The sequence below is a fragment of the Paenibacillus sp. FSL R7-0128 genome (assembly GCF_038002245.1).
In the GTDB taxonomy this organism is placed as follows: Bacteria; Bacillota; Bacilli; order Paenibacillales; family Paenibacillaceae; genus Paenibacillus_AQ; species Paenibacillus_AQ silagei.
Genome location: NZ_JBBOCD010000001.1, coordinates 5,670,552 through 5,695,018, shown reverse-complemented (window position 1 = coordinate 5,695,018; position 24,467 = coordinate 5,670,552). Strand labels below are relative to the sequence as shown.

The 24,467-nt window shown below is 54.2% G+C and carries 19 protein-coding genes; all 19 read left to right on the top strand.

What is annotated here, in order from left to right; genetic code table 11:
• Position 1 precedes the first annotated feature (1 nt).
• The 19 genes from NST26_RS23995 to NST26_RS23905 all read left to right on the top strand — a co-directional run bounded on the left by NST26_RS23995 (position 2) and on the right by NST26_RS23905 (position 24,309).
• Positions 2-922, top strand: a complete 921-nt coding sequence (locus NST26_RS23995) for an ABC transporter ATP-binding protein (protein WP_036724386.1) — start codon at positions 2-4, stop codon at positions 920-922.
• Between the two features lie 194 nt (positions 923-1,116).
• Positions 1,117-2,748 (top strand): bacillithiol biosynthesis cysteine-adding enzyme BshC, encoded by a 1,632-nt coding sequence (gene bshC / locus NST26_RS23990; protein WP_036724289.1) that lies wholly within the window; start codon positions 1,117-1,119, stop codon positions 2,746-2,748.
• 25 nt (positions 2,749-2,773) lie between these two features.
• Positions 2,774-4,045 carry an adenosylhomocysteinase gene (locus NST26_RS23985; protein WP_036724288.1) on the top strand — a complete coding sequence of 424 codons (1,272 nt, stop codon included), beginning with the start codon at positions 2,774-2,776 and terminating at the stop codon, positions 4,043-4,045.
• A 209-nt stretch (positions 4,046-4,254) separates the two neighbouring features.
• A complete protein-coding gene (gene mraZ / locus NST26_RS23980; RefSeq protein WP_036724286.1) occupies positions 4,255-4,692 on the top strand; it encodes a division/cell wall cluster transcriptional repressor MraZ in 438 nt (145 codons plus the stop codon).
• A 39-nt stretch (positions 4,693-4,731) separates the two neighbouring features.
• On the top strand, positions 4,732-5,685 hold the full coding sequence (rsmH, locus tag NST26_RS23975) for a 16S rRNA (cytosine(1402)-N(4))-methyltransferase RsmH (RefSeq protein WP_036724285.1): 954 nt from the start codon (positions 4,732-4,734) through the stop codon (positions 5,683-5,685).
• 23 nt (positions 5,686-5,708) lie between these two features.
• Entirely contained in the window at positions 5,709-6,107 is a 399-nt protein-coding gene (locus NST26_RS23970; protein ID WP_036724284.1) for a hypothetical protein, read from the top strand.
• Positions 6,108-6,149: 42 nt separating this feature from the next.
• Positions 6,150-8,381: a penicillin-binding transpeptidase domain-containing protein gene (locus NST26_RS23965; RefSeq protein WP_036724282.1), complete on the top strand. Its 2,232-nt coding sequence runs from the start codon at positions 6,150-6,152 to the stop codon at positions 8,379-8,381.
• 90 nt (positions 8,382-8,471) lie between these two features.
• Positions 8,472-10,400, top strand: a complete 1,929-nt coding sequence (locus NST26_RS23960; RefSeq protein WP_036724385.1) for a stage V sporulation protein D — start codon at positions 8,472-8,474, stop codon at positions 10,398-10,400.
• Positions 10,401-10,647: 247 nt separating this feature from the next.
• Positions 10,648-12,135 carry a UDP-N-acetylmuramoyl-L-alanyl-D-glutamate--2,6-diaminopimelate ligase gene (locus tag NST26_RS23955; RefSeq protein ID WP_036724281.1) on the top strand — a complete coding sequence of 496 codons (1,488 nt, stop codon included), beginning with the start codon at positions 10,648-10,650 and terminating at the stop codon, positions 12,133-12,135.
• Positions 12,135-13,544 (top strand): UDP-N-acetylmuramoyl-tripeptide--D-alanyl-D-alanine ligase, encoded by a 1,410-nt coding sequence (locus NST26_RS23950; protein WP_340980863.1) that lies wholly within the window; start codon positions 12,135-12,137, stop codon positions 13,542-13,544. The genes NST26_RS23955 and NST26_RS23950 overlap by 1 nt, the downstream gene beginning before the upstream one ends.
• A 15-nt stretch (positions 13,545-13,559) precedes the next feature.
• The gene (gene mraY, locus NST26_RS23945; protein WP_036724278.1) at positions 13,560-14,525 is read left to right on the top strand and encodes a phospho-N-acetylmuramoyl-pentapeptide-transferase; all 966 of its coding nucleotides are present in this window, start codon (positions 13,560-13,562) and stop codon (positions 14,523-14,525) included.
• Between the two features lie 3 nt (positions 14,526-14,528).
• Entirely contained in the window at positions 14,529-15,950 is a 1,422-nt protein-coding gene (gene murD / locus NST26_RS23940; protein WP_340979917.1) for a UDP-N-acetylmuramoyl-L-alanine--D-glutamate ligase, read from the top strand.
• Positions 15,951-15,999: 49 nt separating this feature from the next.
• Positions 16,000-17,097 (top strand): stage V sporulation protein E, encoded by a 1,098-nt coding sequence (gene spoVE, locus NST26_RS23935; protein ID WP_036724276.1) that lies wholly within the window; start codon positions 16,000-16,002, stop codon positions 17,095-17,097.
• A gap of 5 nt (positions 17,098-17,102) precedes the next feature.
• On the top strand, positions 17,103-18,218 hold the full coding sequence (murG, locus tag NST26_RS23930) for an undecaprenyldiphospho-muramoylpentapeptide beta-N-acetylglucosaminyltransferase (protein WP_340979915.1): 1,116 nt from the start codon (positions 17,103-17,105) through the stop codon (positions 18,216-18,218).
• 185 nt (positions 18,219-18,403) lie between these two features.
• The gene (gene murA, locus NST26_RS23925) at positions 18,404-19,687 is read left to right on the top strand and encodes a UDP-N-acetylglucosamine 1-carboxyvinyltransferase (RefSeq protein WP_036724272.1); all 1,284 of its coding nucleotides are present in this window, start codon (positions 18,404-18,406) and stop codon (positions 19,685-19,687) included.
• Between the two features lie 65 nt (positions 19,688-19,752).
• Positions 19,753-20,517 carry a cell division protein FtsQ/DivIB gene (locus NST26_RS23920; RefSeq protein ID WP_209871943.1) on the top strand — a complete coding sequence of 255 codons (765 nt, stop codon included), beginning with the start codon at positions 19,753-19,755 and terminating at the stop codon, positions 20,515-20,517.
• A gap of 367 nt (positions 20,518-20,884) precedes the next feature.
• Positions 20,885-22,147: a cell division protein FtsA gene (gene ftsA, locus NST26_RS23915; protein WP_036690197.1), complete on the top strand. Its 1,263-nt coding sequence runs from the start codon at positions 20,885-20,887 to the stop codon at positions 22,145-22,147.
• A 63-nt stretch (positions 22,148-22,210) separates the two neighbouring features.
• On the top strand, positions 22,211-23,332 hold the full coding sequence (ftsZ, locus tag NST26_RS23910; RefSeq protein WP_209871940.1) for a cell division protein FtsZ: 1,122 nt from the start codon (positions 22,211-22,213) through the stop codon (positions 23,330-23,332).
• A gap of 125 nt (positions 23,333-23,457) precedes the next feature.
• Positions 23,458-24,309 (top strand): Rpn family recombination-promoting nuclease/putative transposase, encoded by an 852-nt coding sequence (locus NST26_RS23905; protein ID WP_340979914.1) that lies wholly within the window; start codon positions 23,458-23,460, stop codon positions 24,307-24,309.
• Positions 24,310-24,467: the final 158 nt, after the last annotated feature.

Sequence of the window (24,467 nt, the reverse complement as noted above, 5' to 3'; positions counted from 1 at the left end):
TCTGAGCAAGAATCTGATTGAAGTAGAAGGTCTTAAGAAATATTTCAATGTGGGCAAAGGAAGAGTTCTTAAGGCAGTTGATAATATTAGCTTCTCGATCCGTGAAGGCGAAACCCTGGGGATGGTAGGGGAGTCCGGCTGCGGCAAGACTACTGCCGGCCGCACAGTTCTCCGCTTGTATGAACCGACTGCGGGAAGCGTGAAATACAATGGTACAGATATCTACAAATTGTCCGGCGGCAAGATGAAGGCTATGCGCCGTGATATGCAAATGATTTTCCAGGACCCGTATGCCTCGCTTAACCCGCGGTTCACGGTGTCTGATATCATCGGTGAAGCACTGGATATTCACAATCTGGCTGGAAGCCGGCAGGAACGCAAGAAGCGGATTGAAGAGCTGCTGGATATGGTTGGACTTAACCATGACCATGCCACCCGTTATCCGCATGAGTTCTCCGGCGGACAACGTCAGCGTATCGGGATTGCCCGTTCGCTCGCCGTGAACCCTAAGTTCATCGTCTGTGACGAGCCGATCTCGGCACTCGACGTATCCATCCAGGCGCAGGTCGTTAACCTGCTGAAGGAGCTGCAGGATCGTCTTGGACTTACTTATCTCTTCATCGCGCATGACTTGTCCATGGTTAAGCATATCAGTGACCGTGTGGCCGTTATGTACCTGGGCAAAATGGTAGAGCTGGCGGAAAGCGAAGAGTTGTATGCTAATCCGATCCATCCATATACCAAATCTCTGCTCTCGGCGATTCCGGTTCCAGACCCAGAGGTTGAAGCGAACAAAAAACGCATTCATCTGCATGATGAGCTGGGCAGCCCGATTTATGCGGCCGGCGAGAAAACAAATGACAGCGATTATGAACTGGTTGAAGTGTCCAAGGGACATTTCGTAGCCAAGCAATTTGCCTAAACTTAAAAGGGCAAGTAGAACGTAGGCGGGAGCATTCAGCTCTCGCCTATTCTTTCGATTTACGGATATCCTTCATAAGGATGGCGTATATTACTTTGACGCCGCACCCAACTTTGGATACAATCATAAAGGGTTTACCGATTTATGAATTACATATAGCAGCGGGTTATTGCAGAACAAGGAGGCCATTATCGATGAATGTTGTACCGGAACCACTGCCGGGCGGATCTGCGCTCGCCAGTGACTATATACATCAATACGAAACAGTAGGACATTTGTATGGCGGGGACTTCCGCAGCCCGGAGAGCCGGGCTGAACGCGCAGTGTGGCTTGATCGTACAGGAAGCTTGCGGGCAGACCGTGCAGAGGTTGTGTCGTACCTGCGCAGCTACAACGGGAAACACAATACCCATGAAGCCGTCCTCCGCTCGATAGAATTGCTGGAACAGCCGGATACCCTGGTAGTGACAGGCGGCCAGCAGAGCGGTTTGTTCACAGGCCCTCTATTCGTGGTCTATAAGGCCATTACTACGATTCAGGCAGCCAAGGAGGCAGCGGCCCAGCTTGGCCGGCCGGTCGTTCCGCTGTTCTGGATTGCGGGTGAGGATCATGACTGGGATGAGGTCAATCATACGTATGTGCTGAACCGGACAGGCGAAATTACCCGCATTAAGCTGGATAAAGGCGAAGGTCCCCGGTCCTCGGTCAGCGAGATCCAGGTAGATACCGAGAGCTGGCTTCAGGCGGTTACGCAGCTGGACGGCTTATTGCAGGACAGTGAATTCAAACCGCAGCTGATGGAACTGGTTACGGCTGCATCCACGGCCGCCGGGAATATGACGGAGGCGTTTGCCAAGCTGATGGGATCTTTGTTCGGCAAATTCGGACTGATTCTGCTGGATTCGGCCGATCCTGCCCTGCGCAGGCTGGAAGCGCCCATGTTCGCATCAATGATTGAGCGCAATGACGAGCTGGAGGCAGCTTATCTTGCCGCAGCTGAACGGATTACGGCCAGCGGATATGAGCTGCAGGCCGATGTGACGCCCGGCAATGCGAATCTTTTCTATATTCATGAAGGTGCAAGGCTTCTGCTCCATAAGGTAGAGGGACGGTTCGCAGACCGGAAGGCTACGGTCTCGTTCTCGCGTTCTGAGCTGCTGGAGCTGCTGGAGAGCCATCCCGAACGGTTCAGCAACAATGTGTTAACCCGTCCGCTGATGCAGGATTATGTACTTCCTGTACTCGCTACGGTGCTTGGACAAGGGGAAATGGCTTACTGGGCGATTCCGCATCAAGCCTTCAGGGTGCTGGACGGACAGATGCCGCTGATTATTCCGCGCATGTCTTTTACAGTGATTGAGGGAACGCTTCGCAAGCATATGGATAAATACGGCTTGTCCTTCACGGATGTGCAGACGGGTCTGGATGATAAACGCAAAGCGTGGCTGAACGCTCAGGATGAGCTGAAGCTCGAAGACAAATTTGAAGAGATCAAGACGGCCTTCTCCGGGATGTATGAGCCGCTGATCGAGCAGCTTGGCAGCATTCAGGCAGGTCTGCTGAAGCTGGGTGGCAATAACAAGGATAAGATTATCGACCAGATCTCCTTCCTGCAGGGCAAAGCTCTGGATGCGATGGAGAAGCAGAATGAGGCTGCACTTCGCCAGTGGGAACGGATCGAGCTATCGCTAATGCCGCTGGGTAAGCTTCAGGAGCGTGTCTATAATATGATGTATTATCTGAACCGGTACGGGCTGGAATGGCTGGAGGAATTGATGGCTGTGCCTGCTGACTACAGCGGAACACACCGTATTATTTATATGTAAGCAAATTATTCTAGGGGGTCCTACCATGAGTTCATTATCCAAGCAAAACAGTATTGTTGCCGATATGTCGCTTGCACCCGAGGGGCATCTCAAAATCGACTGGGTTCGCCAGCATATGCCGGTACTGAACCGTATCCGTGAGCAGTTCGAAGCAGAGCAGCCGTTCAAGGGGCTCAAGGTATCGATCACCCTTCACCTGGAAGCTAAGACCGCTTATCTGGCCAAGGTAGTGCAGGCTGGTGGCGCTGAGGTAACAATTACAGGGTCCAACCCGTTATCTACCCAGGATGATGTGTGTGCTGCACTCGTTGAGGATGGCATTACCGTATTTGCCAAGTACAATCCTTCTCCGGAAGAGTTCAAGGCACTGAACATCCGGGCACTGGAGAGCAAGCCGGATCTCATTATCGATGACGGCGGCGATTTCGCCACTCTGCTGCACTCCGAGCGCCCCGACCTGATGGAGAATATCCGCGGGGGAGCTGAGGAGACAACGACCGGTATTATCCGACTGAAGGCGCTGCAGAAGCAGGGCATGCTGAAATTCCCGATGGTGGCGGTAAATGACGCTTATTGCAAATATTTGTTCGATAACCGTTACGGTACAGGACAGTCGGCATGGGACGGTATCGTCCGCACCACCAACCTGATTGTGGCCGGCAAGACCGTGGTTGTGGTGGGCTACGGCTGGTGCGGTAAAGGTGTAGCAATGCGGGCCAAGGGTCTTGGAGCGAATGTGATTGTAACGGAAGTGGATGCGATCAAGGCGGTAGAAGCCCACATGGACGGATTCCATGTCATGCCGATGCTGGAAGCTGCGAAGCAGGGTGATTTCTTCGTTACAGTCACAGGTAACCGGTATGTGATCCGCGGTGAGCATTATGATGTGATGAAGGATGGCGCGATTCTCTGCAATGCCGGACATTTCGATGTGGAAGTCAACAAGCCGGAACTGGCCGAGCGCTCGGTGTCCCAGCGGACGGTGCGCAAGAACATCGAAGAGTATCAGCTGAAGGATGGACGCAAGCTGTACCTCCTGGCTGAAGGACGTCTGGTGAATCTTGGCGCAGCTGATGGTCATCCGGCAGAGATTATGGATACCACCTTCGCACTTCAGGCATTGTCCCTTAAATATGTGAATGACAATTATAAGAGCATTGGTGTCAAAGTGGAGAATGTTCCCTATGAGCTGGATGAGCAGGTAGCGCGCTACAAGCTGGAAAGTCTGGGGATTGCCATCGACAGCCTGACACAGGCGCAAGTCGAGTATCTGGACAGCTGGAATCTGAACGACTAAGGATATGGATCTGCACGAGCCCGGAGCCAATCACATTGGCCCGGGCTTTTACGTGTCCGCAGGAGATGCAAGAATAGCCTCTTGACAAACAAGAAAAAATTACCTTGCTCCGGAAAAAGGTTTTTGATTTTTAATGGCGAATCTATTATGCTTAGGTGGTGAAAAGTGGGGCAAAGTGGGGACTCGGGATGTAGAGGTGGGAATAGATCATGTTTATGGGGGAATACCAGCATACCATTGACGATAAAGGACGGATCATTATCCCGGCCAAATTCCGTGACATGCTCGGAACCTCCTTCGTGGCGACCCGCGGCCTGGACTCCTGCCTGTTTGTTTATCCCATGGAAGAATGGGGAATCATGGAGCAAAAGCTTAAAAGCCTTTCACTGATGAAATCGGATGCCCGTGCCTTCAGCCGCTTTTTTTTCTCGGGAGCGACTGAGTGTGTATGGGACAAGCAAGGCAGGGTGAATCTGCCGGGAAACTTGCGGCAATATGCCAAGCTGGACAAGGACTGTGTTATTCTGGGCGTTTCGAACCGGGTGGAGATCTGGAACAAGGAGCTATGGGAGCAGTACTTCGAACAGTCAGAGGAATCGTTCAACGAAATCGCCGAGAAATTGGTGGATTTCAATTTTGATCTATAAAACATAACATTTCGAATTACTGCCTTGGAGGGATGCAGCTTGTTTCACCACATCACGGTACTAAAAGAAGAAGCGACAGAAGGGCTGCACATCAAGAAGGATGGCCTATATGTAGATTGTACGCTCGGGGGAGCCGGGCACAGCGCCCTTATCGCATCCAAGCTTAGCGGCGGGGGACGGCTGATCTGTCTGGATCAGGATGACTGGGCACTGAACAACGCGAAGGAGAGATTGTCCGGATACGGCGACAAGGTGGTGACCGTCAAGACCAACTTCCGCGATCTGGAGCAGGTGCTGAAGGGACTGCCGTTTGTTCCGCAAAAGGACGGAGTTCCCCAAGTAGACGGGATTCTCTTTGATCTGGGGGTATCTTCTCCGCAGTTTGATGAAGGGGAACGAGGCTTCAGCTACAACCATGACGCCCCGCTGGATATGCGAATGGATCAGTCGGCACAGCTGAGTGCAGCAGATATCATTAACACATGGAATGAGCAGGACATTGCCAGGGTGCTTTTCCAATATGGAGAAGAGAAATTCTCACGGCGGATTGCCCGGAAGATTGTAGAGCGCAGGGAAGAACGCCCGGTGGAGACCACCGGAGAGCTGGCCGAGCTGATTAAGGAAGGCATTCCTGCGGCGGCAAGAAGGACCGGAGGACATCCGGCGAAGCGGAGCTTTCAGGGGCTGCGGATTGCCGTCAATGATGAGCTGGGTGCTTTTGAGGAAGGCCTGCATGCTGCTGTACGTTGCCTGGCGCCTGAGGGCAGGGTATCCGTTATTACCTTTCACTCGCTGGAGGACCGGATCTGCAAGCAGATTTTCAGCAGCTATCTAAGCCGTTGCACTTGTCCGCCTGACCTGCCGTACTGTGTATGCGGTGCCGAAGGCACCCTGAAGCTAATTAACCGCAAGCCAATTGTGCCGGGGGAAGAAGAGCTGGAGCTTAACTCGCGTGCCCGTTCAGCCAAGCTGCGTGTCGCAGAGAAATTGTAGATGACGATAAAGGAGAATCAGAGATGGCTTATACCCGCGGAAATTTAGCAGTTCAACCAAAGAGAAAAGAAGAGGCAAACCCGCTGTACCGTGAGAAAACGAAAGTTGTCACCAGGCGCAGAGTGCTGCCGCTGCAAGAGAAGCTTTTGTACATGCTGACGCTGGGAGCCTTTATTCTGGTAGCAGCCTCCCTGATCTGGCGTTACGTCCATATTTACGATTTGAATATGCAGGCCCAGAAGCTGGACAGCGAAATCGCTAAGAATAAAAAACAAATTGCCACCTATCAGATGGAGAAGCAGACGCTGGAGCAGACAATCGTCCCGCGGGCGAAGGAAATGGGCTTTGTGGTCCCTTCTGAGGAATCTACTATCTATGTTCCGCTTAGCAGCCAGGCTACTGACAAAGCCGGTAAAAAATAGCGATGAACGGCAATCGCAATAATAGAGGTTGTGAGGTACCTTATGGTTAAGAGAATCAAACTTCGCACGCTGTTTATAGGAGGGTGTATTACCCTCTTTTTTCTTGTTTTAGTCGCCAGAGTATTCTGGATTCAGGTTCTGCAAGGCAAGGAGTGGCAGGAGACCGCAGCTAAGCAGTGGGCTCATACTTCAACCATCAAGGCCGTCCGCGGGGTGATCGAAGACCGTAACGGCAATGTGCTGGCGAGCGATGTGCCCGCCGAGACTGTAGTCGTCAATCCTAAGGTCATTGCCGAGAAGAAGATCGGCGAAGAGGTGATCCAGGGTCTGCATGAGCTGCTGAACAAACCGGTGGATGAGCTGAAGAAGCTGGTGGAAGCCAAGAATAATGAAGGCGAGTATTTAACCAACCGTGAGATCCGTAATGAAGGCTGGAAGATCGACAAGGACATGGCCGACAAAGTGAGGGCTTTTGTAGACAAGCTAAAGGAAGAACATGATACGCTGGAAACCGGGGTAGGGCTCGTCAGAGAGCAGAAGCGCTATTATCCTAAGGATTCGCTGGCTGCACATATTCTGGGCTATACCGACAGGGACGGCAAAGCGATGATGGGACTGGAAAAGTATCTGGATACACAGCTCGCCGGGGTCGATGGCAAGCTCAATTACCAGAGCGATGGCAAGGGGGTTAAGCTCCCCGATTCCAAGGACACGTTCCAGCCGGTGGTGAACGGCAGTAACTTCAAGCTGACGATCGACAGCACGATTCAGTACTATATTGAAGAGGCGATAAAGAAGGCGAATGCCGAGTACCGGCCGAAGTCGATCAGTGTCATTGCCGCCGATCCCAAGACGATGGAGATCCTGGGGCTGGCGAATACACCAACCTTTAACCCCAATGAATATTATGACCTTAATCAGGACCCGGCGGGCTTCTTCAACCATGCGATCATGACGAGATTCGAGCCGGGTTCAACGTTCAAGATTGTACCGCTGGCGGGTGCTGTGCAGGAGAAGCTGTTCGATCCGAATGCTAAGTTTCAATCCGGCTCCATCCGGATTAAGGGATACAGCAAGCCTATCTTTGATATGAACAGAGCCGGATATGGAACAATTACCTTTTTGGAAGGGGTCAAGCGGTCCAGTAACGTCGCCTTCGTCAAGTTTGGGTATGAGATGCTGGGCAAGGATGGGTTGCTGAAGTATATCAATGATTTTGGTTTTAGTGAGAAGACAGGAATTGATCTTCCGGGCGAAATCACCGGGCTTGTCAACCCGGACCCGAACCGGGCGGTAGAGAATGCTACACTTGCCTACGGTCACGGCAAGCTGCTGGTGACCCCGATTCAGCAGTTGACCGCCATGGCGGCGATTGCGAACGGCGGCAAGCTGCTGGTGCCCCATGTAGTGAAGGAGGTTACCGATCCGAACACCGGCAAGACCACGGTTACTCAGCCGGAGGTTGTGCGGCAGGTGCTCTCCGAAGCAAGTGCAAGGGAGACGGGCAGCTATCTGGAGCAGGTAGTGGCAGATCAGCAGCACGGAACCGGCCGGCATGCCTACATTGAGGGATACCGGGTGGCGGGCAAGACAGGTACGGCGATTAAGCCGGATGGTAAGGGCGGGTATAACCGCGACAAGGTTCGCTCCTCCTTCCTCGGTTACGCACCGGCCAATGACCCGAAGATCGTGGTCTTCGTAACCATTGACGAGCCTGCCGATGCGGCCGGCGGCGGTGCTGCGGCGGGTCCGGTCTTCAAGGATATCGTCTCCCAGGCGCTTCCTTATATGGGCGTGCCCAAAGCGGGAGATGTCACAGGTCCTGCTGACAAGAAGACGGTGAAGGCCGAAGCTGTTGTCCAGCGCAAAGCGCCGGATCTGACCGGCAAGACGGTGAAGGCAGCGAGACAGCTGCTCATTAATCAGGGCTTTGATTTCGAAGCTGTAGGCCAAGGGGCAAATGTGGTCAGTCAGTACCCTGAGAAAGGCACCGCCCTGACCGCCGGGCAGCGGATCTATCTGTTAAGCGAGCAGGGAGAGAATGTGACGCTTCCTGATCTGCGCGGCCAGTCTCTGCGCGATGCCCTGGAGATTCTGAACCTGCTGAAGGTGGGAATCTCCGTTGAGGGAGAAGGCTATGTCACAGAACAGAGCCAGGCCAAGAATAAGGGAAAAACGCAGGTAGCGCTGAAGCTTAGCCCTCTCAATGAATATGGCGAGAATATTCCTGTTGCTTTAGCGGGCGATGCAGAGAAAGAAGAAGCTGCAGAATAACACCCATATAGGCTTGTTCTAACCCCTGTTTGTCCCGAATAGTCATGAAGGTAAGAGATCATGTCTATGAGTGAAAGCGGGGAGAACACAATGAAGGTATCGAAAGTCGTTAGCCGGCGGAGAATGCTGTGGACGCTGCTGGGACTGGCCGTGTTGTTCGGCGCGCTGGCTGTGCGTCTTGCCTATGTACAATTAACCCAGGGTGAGAAGCTGAGCGAGAGGGCCGAGGATTTATGGCGGCGGAACATCCCCTTCACCGCCAAGCGCGGCGAGATCCTGGACAGGGAGGGGGTGGCGCTGGCTTACAACATCAGCTCACCTACGATTTATGCCATTCCTGTACAGGTGAAGGAGAAGGAACAGACCGCGAAGCAGCTGGCTCCGCTGCTCGGCATGACCGAGGAGAAGCTGGTTCAGCTGCTGACCCAAAAGAAGGCCTCAGTGAAACTGCAGCCCGGCGGCCGCAAAATTACGATGGAGCTTGCCGCGAGCATCCGTAATTTGCAGCTGCCGGGCATCGTTGTCGCTGAGGATAACAAACGGTATTATCCCTTCGGGGATCTGGCCGCACATATTCTGGGCTTCACCGGAATTGACAATCAGGGGATTACCGGAATTGAGAGCATCTATGATAAGCTGCTTCAGGGGAGCGCGGGCAATATCTCCTATCTCTCCGATGCGGGAGGCCGGCTGATGCCCGGGTCCTCCGAGAAGTACACCGAGCCGCAGGATGGACTTAGCCTGCAGCTGACTATCGACAAGCAGATTCAATCTATAATGGAACGCGAGCTGGATCAGGCCATGGTGAAATATCAGGCGCAGGGGGCCTGGTCTATTGCCATGGACCCCCGCAATGGCGAGATTCTGGCGATGGCCAGCCGGCCGGGGTATGAGCCGGGCGCTTACCAGGAATACGATGCCGAAGTATATAACCGGAATCTTCCGATCTGGATGACGTATGAGCCGGGTTCCACCTTCAAGATCATCACGCTGGCTGCGGCCTTGCAGGAGGGGAAGGTGGATCTGCAGCATGAGCATTTTTTTGATCCGGGCTACATTGAGGTTGGCGGAGCTAAGCTGCGCTGCTGGAAGAAGGGCGGACACGGAAGCCAGACCTTCCTTGAAGTGGTCGAGAACTCCTGCAACCCGGGATTTGTAGCCTTGGGACAGCGTCTGGGTAAGGATACGCTGTTCAAGTACATCCGGGATTTCGGCTTCGGGAGCAAGACGGGCATTGATTTGAACGGTGAAGCGAACGGAATTCTGTTCAAGCCGGCCCAGGTGGGCCCGGTGGAGCTGGCGACTACTGCATTCGGCCAGGGGGTATCCGTCACGCCAATCCAGCAGATTGCTGCGGTATCGGCAGCCATCAATGGCGGCAAGCTGTATACTCCGCATGTGGCCAAGGCCTGGATTAACCCGGACACCGGGAATGTTGTCTCCGAGACTGAGCCGGAGGAAGTGCGGCAGGTGATCTCGGAGGAGACCTCGAAGAAAGTGCGGGCTGCCCTTGAGAGCGTGGTTGCCAAAGGCACAGGCCGACCGGCATTTATTGACGGCTACCGTGTGGGCGGCAAAACAGGGACAGCACAGAAAGTAATCAACGGCCGGTATTCTCCAACGGAGCATATCGTTTCCTTTATCGGCTTCGCCCCGGCGGATGATCCGCAGATCGTGGTCTATACGGCAGTCGATAACCCGAAGGGAATTCAGTTCGGGGGTGTAGTAGCCGCTCCGATTGTCCAGAATATTCTTGAGGATTCTCTTCTGTATCTGAAGGTTCCAGAGCGTAAGGATCAGCTGCCAAGAACCTATAAATACGGCGAGACCCCGATAGTGACGGTTCCTGATCTTACGGGAGCCACCGTTCAGGATATCTATGAGGATTTGAATATGAATTTCATGCTGGTCCGTTCCGGCACCGGCAACACCGTGATCAATCAGGCTCCGAAGGCGGGGGCAAGAGTGCAGCAGGGCTCTACGATCCGGATTTACATGGGTACGCCAAGTGAACCCTGAAATTTGTTATATAATGATTTAAAAAAATTGAACTTGAAAATATACAGACAGGGAAAAGTGGCGGAAGGGAATTTTGGAGCTGTAGGAGCGGTAGCGTCCGCCTTTGTCACCGGATTTCTACCGCAAGCAGCGGTTTGATTAAGAGAAATCTGGGGACAACAGCGGCCGGAAGCCCAAAACTTCTCTGGAGTCACGGTAATCCCATACTGAAAAACTTACAAGTACAAATGCAGAGTGAGGGATAGGTATGTTAATTAAAGAACTCTCTTCTTGTCTGGCCGCTGCCCATCTATATGGGGACGGAGACATAGAAATTTCGGATTTGCAGGCCGATTCACGCAAGGTGGGTCCGGGCGATCTGTTCATCTGTCTGCCCGGACATACAGTGGACGGACATGATTACGCACCTCAGGCTGCTACCAAGGGCGCGGCTGCCCTGGTCTGCGAACGGAAGCTGGACATTGACCTGCCGCAGATCGTGGTGGATGACTGCCGGTATGCCATGTCTGTGCTGTCCAATGCCTTCTTCGGTTCACCGAGCAGCCGGATGAAGCTGATCGGCATCACCGGTACCAACGGCAAGACCACGACTACGTATCTGATTGAACGGATCATGCAGGATCATGGGGTGAAGACCGGCCTGATCGGTACAATCCAGATGCGGTATGACGGTCAGAGCTATCCGATGTCCGGTACGACACAGGAGTCGCTGGAGCTTCAGCGCAGCCTGAATCATATGGCGCTTAAGGGCGTGCAGTGCTGTGTAATGGAAGTATCCTCCCATGCACTCCAGCAGGGCCGGGTGAAAGGGACCGACTACCGCACCGCGATCTTTACGAATCTGACCCAGGATCACCTGGATTACCACCATACGATGGAGGAGTACCGTGCAGTGAAGGGCTTGTTCTTCTCGCGGCTCGGCAACGTGATCTCCCCGTGGAAGGAAGAACGCAAGTATGCCGTGCTGAATGCTGACGATGAAGCCAGCGCCTATTTTGCCACCCAGACCGCAGCGGAGGTCATTACATATGGTATCGACAAGGCTGCCAATGTCCGGGCCTCGCAAATATCGATCACCGCCAAAGGAACTTTTTTCCACGTGGAGACGTTTAAGGGTGAGACGGATATTTCGCTTCGCATGGTCGGCAAGTTCAACGTCTATAATGCGCTTGCGGCTATTACGGCTGCGCTGCTGGAGGATGTGCCGCTTGCGGACATCAAGGCCAGTCTGGAGTCGGTTGCCGGCGTGGACGGCCGTGTCGAATCGGTGGATGCCGGGCAGGATTTCGCGGTGATCGTTGATTATGCGCATACGCCGGACGGTCTGGAGAATGTGCTGAAGGCGGTATGTGAATTCGCTGCGGGCAAGGTGCTTACTGTCTTCGGCTGCGGCGGGGACCGCGATACGACCAAACGGCCACTCATGGGCAAAATAGCTGCGAAATACAGCGACCATGTGCTAGTCACCTCCGACAACCCGCGGACGGAGGACCCGCTGCAGATTCTGGCTGATATTGAGGCGGGCCTGCGTGAGGATGGCGTGGCGCGTGAGCGCTATGAGATGATTCCGGACCGGAGGGAAGCCATCACAAAAGCTATTGAAATGGCAAGCCCCGGCGATGTAGTATTGATTGCGGGGAAAGGTCATGAGACCTATCAGCTGATCAAGGGAGTCGTTCATGACTTCGATGACCGCATCGTTGCCAAAGAAGTGATAAGGGGCCGAAGCTATTGATTATTAGAACATTGCATAACGTCGCGGAAATGTGCGGAGGAGAGCTGTCCTCGTCCGAAGCTAAGGATATAGAGATTAAGGGAGTCGTAACCGACTCGCGCAAAATATCGCAGGACTGCCTGTTCGTCCCGCTCGTTGGAGAGAACTTCGACGGCCATCACTATGCGGCCGCTTCGCTGGCGGCAGGATCTGCCGCTACCCTCTGGCAGAGGGATAAGGGGCCTGCACCCGCAGGCGGCGGGGTTATTCTGGTAGAGGACACTTTAGCGGCACTGCAGAAGCTGTCCTCCGCCTATTTGGCCGAGGTGGCCCCCCAGGTGGTTGCCGTAACGGGAAGCAACGGCAAGACGACGACCAAGGATATGATTACGGCATTGCTGGAAGTGCAGTACAAGGTACACAAGACCCAAGGGAACTTCAACAATCATATCGGCCTGCCGCTTACGATTCTCTCCATGGACAGCGATGTTGAGATCGCTGTGCTGGAGATGGGCATGAGCTCACGGGGAGAGATCGCCCTGCTGTCTCTGCTCGCTTCTCCTGACGTAGCGGTAATTACCAATGTCGGCGAATCCCATCTGCTTCAGCTTGGCTCCCGCAAGGAGATTGCCAGAGCTAAGCTGGAGATTGTGGACGGACTTCAGCCGGGCGGGCTGCTGATCTATAACGGGGATGAGCCGCTGCTTGCCGAGGTTCTGGCAGAGCCAGGCTTCCGCACGCCTGAAGGGCTGCTAACCTTCCGCTTCGGGCAGTCGGATGACAATGATGATTATCCGACCGGCCTGATGACGCACAGCGGGGGAATGACCTTCACCTCGCTGCAGCATGGGGAGCGGGCCTTCACCCTTCCGCTGCCGGGGCAGCATAATGTAATTAATGCGCTCGCTGCGCTTGCAGTGGCGCGTCATTATAAGGTGACCGATGAGAATATGGCAGAAGGACTAAGCGGCCTCAAGCTGACCGGTATGCGGATTGAGGTTATTCAGGCGGCAAGCGGGCTGGTGCTCTTGAATGATGCCTATAATGCCAGCCCTACGTCCATGAGAGCGGCGATTGATGTGCTGCAGTCCATGAAATGCAGCGGCCGCAGAATCGCGGTGCTGGGGGACATGCTGGAACTCGGGCCGGAGGAGCTTCAGTTCCACCGGCAGATCGGCAGCTATCTCGACCCGGAGCTGACGGATGATGTATTCACCTTCGGGCCGCTGTCGGCGCAGCTTGCGGCGGCGGCCTCGGAGCGGTTCGAGGCCGGGCATATCTATGCTTTTACAGATAAAGAAGCCTTGATCGATGCCTTGACTGCGATGTGCGGCAATGATGATGTTGTGTTGTTCAAAGCATCCAGAGGGATGCGGCTGGAAGAAGTGCTTCACCGCTTGAAAGAACATTCTGAAGCGAATGCTAACTAAAGGAGGGGTGTACCCATGGATTATCAATTACTTCTGCTGACTATTGCTGTGTCCTTTATCCTTGCGGTCATAGCCGCTCCGCTGATCATACCGCTGCTGCGCCGGCTTAAGCTGGGACAGCAGGTTCGTGACGACGGGCCCCAGACCCATCTGAAAAAGGCGGGAACCCCTACCATGGGCGGCGTAATTATCATGGTCGCGTTCACGCTGTCTTTTCTGAAATTCTCGGTCATTAATTCGGATTTCTATGTACTGCTGGCCGCTACACTGGGTTATGGACTCATTGGATTCCTGGATGATTATATCAAAATTGTGTTCAAGCGCTCCCTCGGCCTTACGGCGCGCCAGAAGCTGCTGGGCCAGCTGCTGGTCGGCGTCGTGCTCAGCGTCCTGCTGATCTCGGCCGGACATAGTACGAATATCAGCGTTCCGGGAACCTCCTTCAGCTTCGACTGGGGCCCCTGGTTCTATTATCCGTTCATTGTGCTCATGATGATGGCGGTCACGAATGCCGTTAACTTCACGGACGGTGTGGATGGTCTGTTATCAGGCGTAAGCGCAATTGCGCTCGCTGCCTTCGCGGTGGTAGCGATGCAGGCAACCTCGATTGCCGCTGGTGTCTGTGCCGCTGCGATGATTGGCGCAGTGCTTGGCTTTCTCGTATTCAATGCCCATCCTGCCAAGGTGTTCATGGGCGATTTCGGCTCCTTCGGGATCGGCGGGGCGATTGGCGCGATTGCTATTGTCACCAAGACCGAGCTGCTCTTTGTGGTGATTGGCGGAGTCTTCGTGGTTGAAATGCTGTCCGTAATTATTCAGGTTGCTTCGTTTAAGACGCGCGGCAAACGGGTATTCAGAATGAGCCCGATCCATCATCACTTTGAGCTGGGCGGCTGGTCGGAGTGGCGTGTAGTCGTCTCCTTCTGGGCGGTGGGCCTCGTGCTGGCGGCAGCTGGACTATATCTCATCAAGGGGTTGTAACGAATGAAACATCCGGATCTGTACCGTGGTCAAGAGGTGGTCGTCCTGGGGCTCGCCAAAAGCGGCGTCCAGGTGGCCAAGGTGCTGCATGAACACGGCGCTGTGGTGACGGTCAATGATAAAAAGGAAAGAGATCAGAGTCCCGAAGCTTCCGAACTGGAATCTTTGGGAATTTCTGTTCTATGCGGCGGGCATCCGGAGAGCCTGATCCATGAGGGTGTGCAGCTGGTTGTGAAGAATCCGGGGATTCCTTATTCGGTCGCTCCGGTGCAGCAGGCGCTGGAGCTGGGAATTGAGGTGGTGACCGAGGTAGAGGTAGCTTATCATCTCTGCGCTGCCCCGATGATCGGCATCACCGGCTCCAACGGCAAGACCACTACAACGACCTGGGTGGGCCATATGCTGGAGGCAGCAGGGATGCGCCCCATTGTGGCCGGGAACATAGGAACGCCGCTCTCTCAGGCTGCACAGGAGGCTGACGCGGACAACTGGATGGTGGTCGAGCTAAGCAGCTTCCAGCTGAAGGGCACGGAAGCGTTCCGGCCCAAGATTGCTGCCTTGCTGAATGTCGCTGAGACCCACCTGGACTACCATGGAGGCATGGAGGATTATGTAGCCTCCAAGTCCAAGCTGTTCGTCAATCAGGGACCGGAGGATACCGCTGTGCTGAACTGGGATGATCCGGTCTGCCGCGAGCTGGTACCCTATCTGAAGGCGGGCATTCTGCCCTTCTCCATGAACGAGGAGCTGGTGCAGGGCATCTTCGTCCGCCCGTCCTACATGGCGGATACGGCAGACGAGCTGAAGCGTGTCATTATCTACCGTGATTACACTGAGAGCGAGACCGAAATAGCCGATGTCGATTCTATCGGACTTCCCGGCCGTTTCAATGTGGGGAATGCGCTGGCTGCCTGCGGCATTGCCATTGCCGCAGGAGCGGACCCGGCGGTGCTGGGTCCGGTGCTGGCCTCCTTCCGCGGGGTGGAGCATAGGCTGGAGTATGTAACAGACAAGGCAGGGGCCGCCTATTATAACAATTCCAAGGCTACCAATTCCAAAGCTACCTCCATGGCGCTGACCTCCTTCCGGAAGCCGGTCATTCTGATTGCCGGGGGCCTGGACCGCGGCTCGGATTATATGGAGCTGCTGCCTGTCCTCGGAGAGAATGTAAAAGCCCTGGTGACGCTTGGACAGACCCGGGACAAGCTGGCGGCTGTAGCCCGGCTGGCAGGAGTAAAGACGGTCATCTCCGTCGATAATGGGGAGAGTGCCGCTGCCGTGCTGGAGCAGGCTGTGCGGGAGGCTTTCGCCTTGGCGGAAGCTGGGGATATAGTTCTCCTGTCCCCTGCCTGTGCCAGCTGGGATATGTTTACCTCCTATGAGGAGCGCGGGCGTATTTTTAAAGAGGCGGTGCATAACCTTTAAGTAGGGGGGTGGATAAGCCCCTACTACGGATGCAAGAGGTGTGCTCCTGATGAACAAATCCCGTCATGCGCCCGATATCTGGCTGCTGCTTCCGATACTGGCTTTACTGGCTATCGGTATGGTAATGGTATACAGTGCCGGGTCCGTTCTGGGCTTCCGCAATTATGGCGATTCGTTTTATTTTGTCAAAAGACAGATGCTGTTCGCAGGCCTGGGCCTCATCGCGATGTTCATTACGGCGAACACCGATTACCTGGTGCTGAAGAGATTCGCCCGGCCGCTCCTGCTCGTGTGCTTCGCCCTGCTGGTGCTGGTGCTGATTCCCGGCATCGGCGTGGTTCGCGGAGGTGCGCGCAGCTGGCTCGGCATCAGCTCCTTCGGCATTCAGCCCTCGGAATTCATGAAAATGGGGATGATCCTCTTCCTGGCCAAGTGGCTTGGAACCGAGGAGTACGACATCTCCAGCTTCATGCGCGGGCTGCTTCCGCCGCTGGCGCTGATCGGCTCCGCGTTCGCATTGATTATGCTTCAGCCGGATCTCGGCACAGGCACTGTCATGTTCGGCGCGGCTATGATGATGGTCTTCACAGCGGGGGCGCGGATGAAGCATCTGCTCTCCCTCGGTGCGCTGGGGCTGGCCGGGTTCGCCGGACTCATTGCCGCTGCGCCTTACCGGCTGCAGCGGATCACCGCCTTCCTGGACCCGTGGTCCGATCCGCTGGGCGCGGGTTATCAGATCATTCAGTCGCTCTACGCGGTGGGTCCCGGCGGGCTGGGCGGACTGGGCTTCGGGATGAGCCGGCAAAAATACAGCTATGTCCCGGAGCCGCAGACTGATTTTATTTTCTCCATATTGGCCGAGGAGCTGGGATTCATCGGAGGGCTGGCCGTGCTGCTGCTGTTCCTGCTGCTGATCTGGCGCGGAATGAAGGTAGCCATGAGCCTGCCGGACCGCTTCGGCAGCTATCTTGCCGTAGGCATCGTCTGTATGGTGGCGGTTCAGGTGGTCATCAACATCGGTGTGGTAATCGGCCTGATTCCGGTAACCGGCATCACGCTTCCGCTCATCAGCTATGGCGGCTCATCGCTCACCCTGATGCTCACAGCTCTTGGCATTCTGCTTAATTTATCCCGTTATGCGAGGTGAAAGACATGCGTATTGTACTTAGCGGCGGCGGCACAGGAGGACATATCTATCCTGCCGTAGCCGTAGCCAGACAACTGGAATCCGAAGATGCGGATTCTGTCTTCCTGTATATAGGAGGCAAGCGAGGTCTGGAGAGCAAGCTGGTTCCCCAGGAGAATCTGCCTTTCCAGTCTATTGATATTACAGGCTTCCGCCGCAAGCTGTCGATGGATAATGTGAAGACGGTCATGCGGTTCCTGAAGGGGGTCAAAGCCTCCAAAGCTATGTTGCGCGAGTTCAAGCCTGATGTGGTTGTCGGCACCGGGGGGTATGTCTGCGGACCTGTGGTGTATGCAGCCTCCCGGCTCGGCATCCCGACGCTGATCCATGAACAGAACGCGATTCCGGGACTGACCAACCGCTTTCTCAGCCGGTATGCCAGCACGGTCGCGGTGAGCTTTGAAGGCACAGAGCCGGCTTTTCCCGGGGCCAAGAATGTAATCTATACAGGCAATCCCCGGGCCACTACGGTCATGATGGCTAATCCGCAACGCGGCTTCGCTTCACTCGGTATCCCCGAAGGAAGCACGGTGGTACTGGTTGTGGGAGGAAGCGGGGGAGCCAAGGCGATTAACCGTGCCATGATTGAAATGGCACCCTTTGTGGGTAAGGGTAATGGTGTTCACTATGTGTATGTCACCGGAGAGTCTTACTTCGAGGATACCCGCAAAGCAGTACGCGAGCAGCTGGGCGGTATTCCGAACTGGCTGCATGTCCTCCCTTACATTCACAATATGCCTGAGGTGCTGGCCTGCACTTCCCTGATCGTGAACCGGGCAGGCGCCTCTTTTCTCGCAGAGATTACCGCGCTTGGCATACCCTCTGTCCTCATTCCGTCTCCCAATGTAACGAACAATCATCAGGAAGCCAACGCCAGAGCGCTGGAAGGTGAAGGTGCAGCAGTGGTACTGCTGGAGAAGGACTTAAGCGGCGAGGCACTGTTCACAGCGGTTCAGAAGATCATCGGAGCGGATACGCTGCGTCACAGCATGTCGGAGGCCTCTAGACGCCTCGGTAAAAGAGATTCCGCCTCCCTGGTTGTCAGCGAGCTCCGCAGGCTGGCTGCAGGACGGGGACGCTAGAATCCGGGCTGACATTGTCACACACACGGAGCTCCGAACATAGGATGATCCTATAATCGTGACAATCACCCAGAGCGCTTCTTGATGTCTGAGATTCGGAAACGGAGTTCGTTCCGGCCGATTCTGCAGGACCGTGGTGCAGGAAGTGCTTACGGTGGGTGAGCGGTAATCTCGGAGGTGATACATTGGACAAATTGGTGATTGAGGGCGGAAACCCCCTGTCAGGCACCATACGTATCCATGGAGCAAAAAATGCGGCACTGCCGATTCTGGCAGCCAGCCTGCTGGCCGAAGGAGTTCACTCACTGCATAATGTGCCGAAGCTGCTGGACATCGAAACGATGCTGCATATTCTGCAGCGGCTGGGCTGCAGGACAGTACATGAAGAGGAGACGGTCACCGTCGATACGTCCTTTCTCCTGACCTCTCATGTTCCGGAGGACCTGATGCGGCAGATGAGATCCTCCATATTCCTGATGGGCCCGCTTTTGGCCAAGTTCGGGGAAGTGACGATCTATCAGCCGGGGGGCTGTGCCATCGGGGAGCGCAAGATCGACCTCCACCTGCAGGGCCTGAAGCTGCTCGGGGCAGAGATTGAGGAGACGGGCGGCCGGATCTGCTGCCGGGCTGCTAGCTTGAGAGGCTGTGATATCCATCTGGATTATCCCAGCGTGGGCGCCACGGAGAATATCATGATGGCCGCCGCCATGGCCGAGGGCACGACCACCGTCTCCGGGGCAGCGAGAGAGCCGGAAATCCAGGACCTGCAGAACTTCCTCAATGCGATGGGGGCACAGATTATCGGCGCAGGGACGGATACGATCACCATTCAGGGTGTCCGCAAGCTCCATGCCTGCAGCTATGAGGTGATCCCCGACCGGATTGTTGCCGGAACCGTGATGATCGCCGCCGCCGCCACGCGGGGCAATGTGACGCTGACACACACCAATGCAGGACATTTGACCTCCCTGATCCACATCCTGAGGCGCGCCGGTGTTCAAATTACAGTGTGCAATGATATAATTAATATCAGCTGTATGGGACGTCCCCGTGCGGTTGAGCGAATTGTTACCTCTCCGTATCCGTCCTTTCCTACGGACCTGCAGTCTCAGGTTATGGTTCTATTGTCCCTGGCGGAAGGATTCAGTGTGATTAAGGAAACGGTCTTCGAAGGGCGCTTCAAGCATGTGGAGGAGATGGCCCGGATGGGAGCCGATATCTCCATTGATCTGAACAGGGCATTCATACGCGGCGTTAAGAGGTTGTATGGGGCAACGGTTGAGGCTACTGACCTGCGGGCAGGAGCAGCCCTTGTAATCGCCGGGCTGGCTGCTCAGGGAACGACTATTGTAGAGCAGGCGCATCATATTGACCGGGGATATGACGGCATCGAATTATTGTTTCAAAAGCTGGGGGCGCGCATTAGCCGCAAGGTGCCGGTGCCTGACCCGCTGGATTTGGCCAATTAAAGCTCCCTGTCTCCTTCGGCGTAGCCGTGAGGAAGGAGACAGGGCCTTATTACGGAGATATGAGAATGCCAAAAACGCGAATACCTCTTTTGAAAGAGGACAAGCCTAGCAAGAGAAAAAACCGTAAAATCATCATCATCCTGGCACTGCTGTTTACTGCGCTGCTGGCTGTAATCTTCTTCCGTTCGTCGATCAGCAAGATTACAGCCATTGAAATGCAGGGGGATAAATATACGTCCCGTGAGCAGCTGCTGGCTGCAAGCGGCCTGAAGATCGGAGGACAGTTCTTCGCAGTCTCCGGAGATTCCGTGGGGGAGGCACTGGAGAAGCTGAATACGGTTCAGGAGGCGCAGGTCAGCAAGAAGTTCCCCGGTGTGGTTACGATCACTGTGAAGGAGTACCCGGCGGTTGCTTATGAACTGGACCAGGCAGGCGTACTGGAGGCTATTCTGTCAAGCGGGGCCGCCGTCTCTGTGACGGATACCGGAATTGCTGTAGAGAAGCCGATATTGACCAACTGGAAGGCTGACGATCCTTATAAGACCAAGCTGTGCCAGGCGCTGGCCGGCATTCCGAATGAGCTGACCAGTGATATATCGGAAATTGTACCTTCCCCGACGTTATCTTTTCCTGACCGGATTAAGCTCTACACACGTTCACGCTTTGAGGTCATAACGGCCGTTTCACTGCTGAAGGATAAAGTAGGCTATTTGAATCAGGTGATTCAGACGGAGGAGCCGGGACTGATCAAAATGCTGGAGGCTGATTCCTATGTTCCCTTCCATTCTGAAGCTGGGGACACCGGAGAAGACGCAGATGCACAAGAGTAAATAGTCCCTACTAATAGAGCGGAATAAATGCTACAATCTGTTTTACGGGTAATAAGCAATATCCCTCTTTTTTCTGCGGATTTTTTGAGATGCAATCCAGGATATAGCCGCTGTTCTCTTGTTTTTCTTAAAATATAAGAATGTAAACGGACGACAATGCCGTTTCCACTTGTTTGAATGTCAGGTGCTGATCCCGCTAAGCGGAGGCGTCTGCCTGCACGTGAATACCTTGTCATATTATTCCTCTCAAAAAATTTGTTGAAAAAAGAGGGAAAGGATTAGGGATGTTGAATATGTACAGAGATGTTTCCCGCGACCGGGATCAAAGACATGTTTATTATGATTATAACAGGAGGTGCCATAGGGCTTGAGCAACAATGACATCATTGTTAGTTTGGACATCGGTACATCCAAAGTTCGGGCAATAATCGGGGAAGTTACTAGTGGAACCTTCAATATTATTGGCGTTGGATCTGCTGATTCGGAAGGGATACGCAAGGGTGCGATTGTAGACATCGATCAGACTGTGCAATCGATCAGGAGTGCCGTAGAGCATGCGGAGCAAATGGTCGGTATTCAAATATCCGAGGTGTATGTCGGCATATCCGGCAATCATATCGGCCTGCAATCCAGCCACGGCGTAGTTGCCGTTCAGAATGAGGACCGTGAGATCGGCGAAGATGACATCGACCGTGTAATCAAGGCAGCGGAGGTTATTGCACTCCCGCCGGAACGCGAGGTCATTGATGTTGTCGCCAAGCAGTATATCGTCGACGGCCTAGAAGGCATTCAGGACCCGCGCGGAATGATCGGCGTCCGCCTGGAAGTGGAGGCCACGATCATTACCGGTGCCAAGACCCCCATACATAATCTGCTCCGCTGCGTGGAGAAATCAGGTCTGAAGGTTAAAGATCTTGTCCTTATGTCTCTCGGGGCTGGCGGATTAGCGCTCTCCAAAGATGAGAAATCGATGGGGGCTGTACTGGTGGATATAGGTGCCGGACAAGCCACGATAGCCGTATATGAAGAAGGTTCCCTTAGTGCAACCTCCACGATTCCGATCGGAGGAGAATTCATAACCAATGATATTGCGTACGGACTTCGGACACTTACCGACCAGGCCGAGAAGGTCAAGCTGAAATACGGCTGTGCCTGGATCGACGATGCCGCTTCGGAGGTCGTCTTCAAGGTCCTGCGTATCGGCAGCAATGTAGAGAAGGAATTCAACCAGGAAGATCTGGCTGCGATTATCGAGCCGAGAGTCCAGGAAATCTTCCACCTGATCCGCCAGGAAGTGAAGCGGCTTGGTTATACGGAGCTCCCGGGAGGTTATATACTTACGGGTGGCACAGTATCGATGCCTGGGGTGCTTAAGGTAGCCCAGAACGAGCTGGCAGCCTCCGTACGGATCGCTGTTCCGGATTATATTGGAGTGCGCGACCCCGGCTTCACCGGCGGCGTAGGCATCCTTCATAATGTGGTACGTAACTACCGCGGACGGAGCAGCGGCGGAAGTGCCAACAAGAAGACCGTTAACCGCAGCAAGCAGAGCGCAGCGCCGGTTCAGGATTCTTCCAAGAAGCCGGGTCTGGTGGAACGACTAAAGAATATGTTTAGCGAGTTCATATAAGTGTAATCCAGATATACTTGGACTGGCCATCCAAGCACTACTCGAGGGGGAGATGGAAACAATATGTTGGAATTTGATTTTGAAATGGAGAGTTTGGCGCAAATAAAAGTCATCGGCGTCGGCGGCGGCGGAAGCAACGCTGTGAACCGGATGATTGAAAATGGCGTTCAGGGTGTTGAGTTCATCACGGTTAATACAGACGCCCAAGCGCTGCATATGGCCAAATCGGAGCATAAATTACAAATCGGGGATAAATTGACCCGCGGACTTGGCGCAGGAGCGAATCCTGAGGTCGGCAAGAAGGCGGCAGAGGAATCCCGCGATCTGATCTCTAATACGCTGAAGGGCGCGGATATGGTCTTCGTTACTGCAGGCATGGGCGGCGGTACCGGAACAGGCGCTGCGCCTGTCATTGCCGAAATCGCCAGAGAATGCGGAGCACTGACGGTAGGCGTCGTGACCCGCCCGTTCACTTTTGAAGGCAGAAAACGTGCCAACCAGGCAGAGCTTGGAATCGAAGCGCTCAAGGAAAAGGTTGATACGCTGATTGTGATTCCGAATGACCGCCTCCTGGAAATTGTGGATAAGAAGACTCCAATGCTCGAAGCCTTCCGTGAAGCGGACAATGTACTCCGTCAGGCGGTACAAGGCATCTCCGACCTTATTCAGGTTCCCGGCTTGATCAACCTTGACTTTGCCGATGTGAAGACGATTATGACGGAGCGCGGTTCAGCGCTCATGGGCATCGGGATTGCCACCGGCGAGAACCGGGCGTCTGAGGCAGCCCGCAAGGCGATTATGAGCCCGCTGCTTGAAACCTCCATCGAAGGTGCGCGCGGCGTCATTATGAACATTACAGGCGGCTCTAACCTCTCCCTGTACGAAGTGAATGAAGCCGCCGAGATTGTTACCTCTGCTTCGGACCCTGAAGTGAATATGATCTTCGGTGCCATTATCGAAGAGAGCATGAAGGACGAGATCAAGGTTACGGTTATTGCGACCGGTTTTGAACACAAGCCTTCTCCCATAGCTCCTGTACGCCGTCCTGCGGCAAACAGCGAACCATCTGCTGATAATAATAAGAGCAAGAGTGAGAATCTTCGTCCATTCGGGAATCAGACAAGCTCTGATCAGCTGGATATTCCGACCTTCCTGCGCAACCGGACACGCGGCAATAATGATTAAGAGCCATTAATAGCGATTATAGCTTAGACTGTTACGGAAGCACCGTATCACGCAGCTTTGAACTGCGGGGTATGGTGTTTTTTTGCTTTTCAGGCTGTATAATAACGTTAACGGGAGACGATACCATGGAAATGCTGGACCCCCGGGTGGATTTTGTATTTAAGCGGATTTTTGCAAGCGAGGGCAACAAGGATGTACTGCTCGCTTTTCTGAACCGGATATTCTTGGATGCGGGTGATCTTCCGCTGGAGGAAATGGTGCTGCTTAATCCTTATACGGATAAGGATGATCCGCTGGATAAGCAGGCGATATTTGATATATGGGCGAAGACGGTTGACGGCAAGCTGATCAACATTGAAATGCAGCTGTTCAACAAATATGATATTGAGAAACGCACGTTGTATTATTGGAGCAAACGGTATGCCGGGCAGCTTCAGGTCAGCGGTAAATATACCGAGCTTAAGAAATGCGTGACGATTAACATTCTGAATTACAAGGTGCTGCCTAATGAGCATACACACAGTGTATTTCATTTGCGGGAGGACAGCAGCGGAGCGCCGCTGACAGACGATATCGAGATTCATTTCCTGGAGCTGCCCAAGCTGAACCAGCCGGTTACGCCCGGCGAGGGCGGCCTTGTGAACTGGCTGTTATTTCTGAAAGGGATTGACTACTCTGAATGGGAGGTGCTGCAAATGAATGAGCCAGCCTTGAAGAAGGCGATGGAGACGCTGGAATTTCTGAGCCAGGACTCGGAGGCCCGTCGTAAATATGAGGACCGCCAGAAGTTTCTGATGGACGAAGCCTCGCAGCGGGATGGTGCGCTTAGGGAAGGCTTCGCCAAGGGTACGGCGGCAGGTGAGCTAGAAGCCAAACGGGTAATAGCAAAGAATCTCCTGTCTATGGGAATGGATCGTGCTTCAGTGCAGAAGGCAACCGGACTCTCCGAAGAAGAGTTGAAATCTATCAACAATTAAATACGATACGCATGAAGCCAGCCGCTTAAGGCTGGCTTTTATTGTGCGCTGAAGTTCCTCTCAAGGCCCATAACTCGACAAAAAAACTGCAAGAACGCCCCCCATGTTTAGACAGACTTTGGATGCGGGAGTTTCTATACTAATCTTATCGTCTAAAA

Coding starts and splice junctions, on each gene's coding strand:
- bshC (WP_036724289.1), top strand. CDS start 1,117: ATGAATGTTGTACCGGAACCACTGCCGGGCGGATCTGCGCTCGCCAGT.
- NST26_RS23985 (WP_036724288.1), top strand. CDS start 2,774: ATGAGTTCATTATCCAAGCAAAACAGTATTGTTGCCGATATGTCGCTT.
- mraZ (WP_036724286.1), top strand. CDS start 4,255: ATGTTTATGGGGGAATACCAGCATACCATTGACGATAAAGGACGGATC.
- NST26_RS23970 (WP_036724284.1), top strand. CDS start 5,709: ATGGCTTATACCCGCGGAAATTTAGCAGTTCAACCAAAGAGAAAAGAA.
- NST26_RS23965 (WP_036724282.1), top strand. CDS start 6,150: ATGGTTAAGAGAATCAAACTTCGCACGCTGTTTATAGGAGGGTGTATT.
- NST26_RS23960 (WP_036724385.1), top strand. CDS start 8,472: ATGAAGGTATCGAAAGTCGTTAGCCGGCGGAGAATGCTGTGGACGCTG.
- NST26_RS23955 (WP_036724281.1), top strand. CDS start 10,648: ATGTTAATTAAAGAACTCTCTTCTTGTCTGGCCGCTGCCCATCTATAT.
- mraY (WP_036724278.1), top strand. CDS start 13,560: ATGGATTATCAATTACTTCTGCTGACTATTGCTGTGTCCTTTATCCTT.
- murD (WP_340979917.1), top strand. CDS start 14,529: ATGAAACATCCGGATCTGTACCGTGGTCAAGAGGTGGTCGTCCTGGGG.
- spoVE (WP_036724276.1), top strand. CDS start 16,000: ATGAACAAATCCCGTCATGCGCCCGATATCTGGCTGCTGCTTCCGATA.
- murG (WP_340979915.1), top strand. CDS start 17,103: ATGCGTATTGTACTTAGCGGCGGCGGCACAGGAGGACATATCTATCCT.
- NST26_RS23920 (WP_209871943.1), top strand. CDS start 19,753: ATGCCAAAAACGCGAATACCTCTTTTGAAAGAGGACAAGCCTAGCAAG.
- ftsZ (WP_209871940.1), top strand. CDS start 22,211: ATGTTGGAATTTGATTTTGAAATGGAGAGTTTGGCGCAAATAAAAGTC.
- NST26_RS23905 (WP_340979914.1), top strand. CDS start 23,458: ATGGAAATGCTGGACCCCCGGGTGGATTTTGTATTTAAGCGGATTTTT.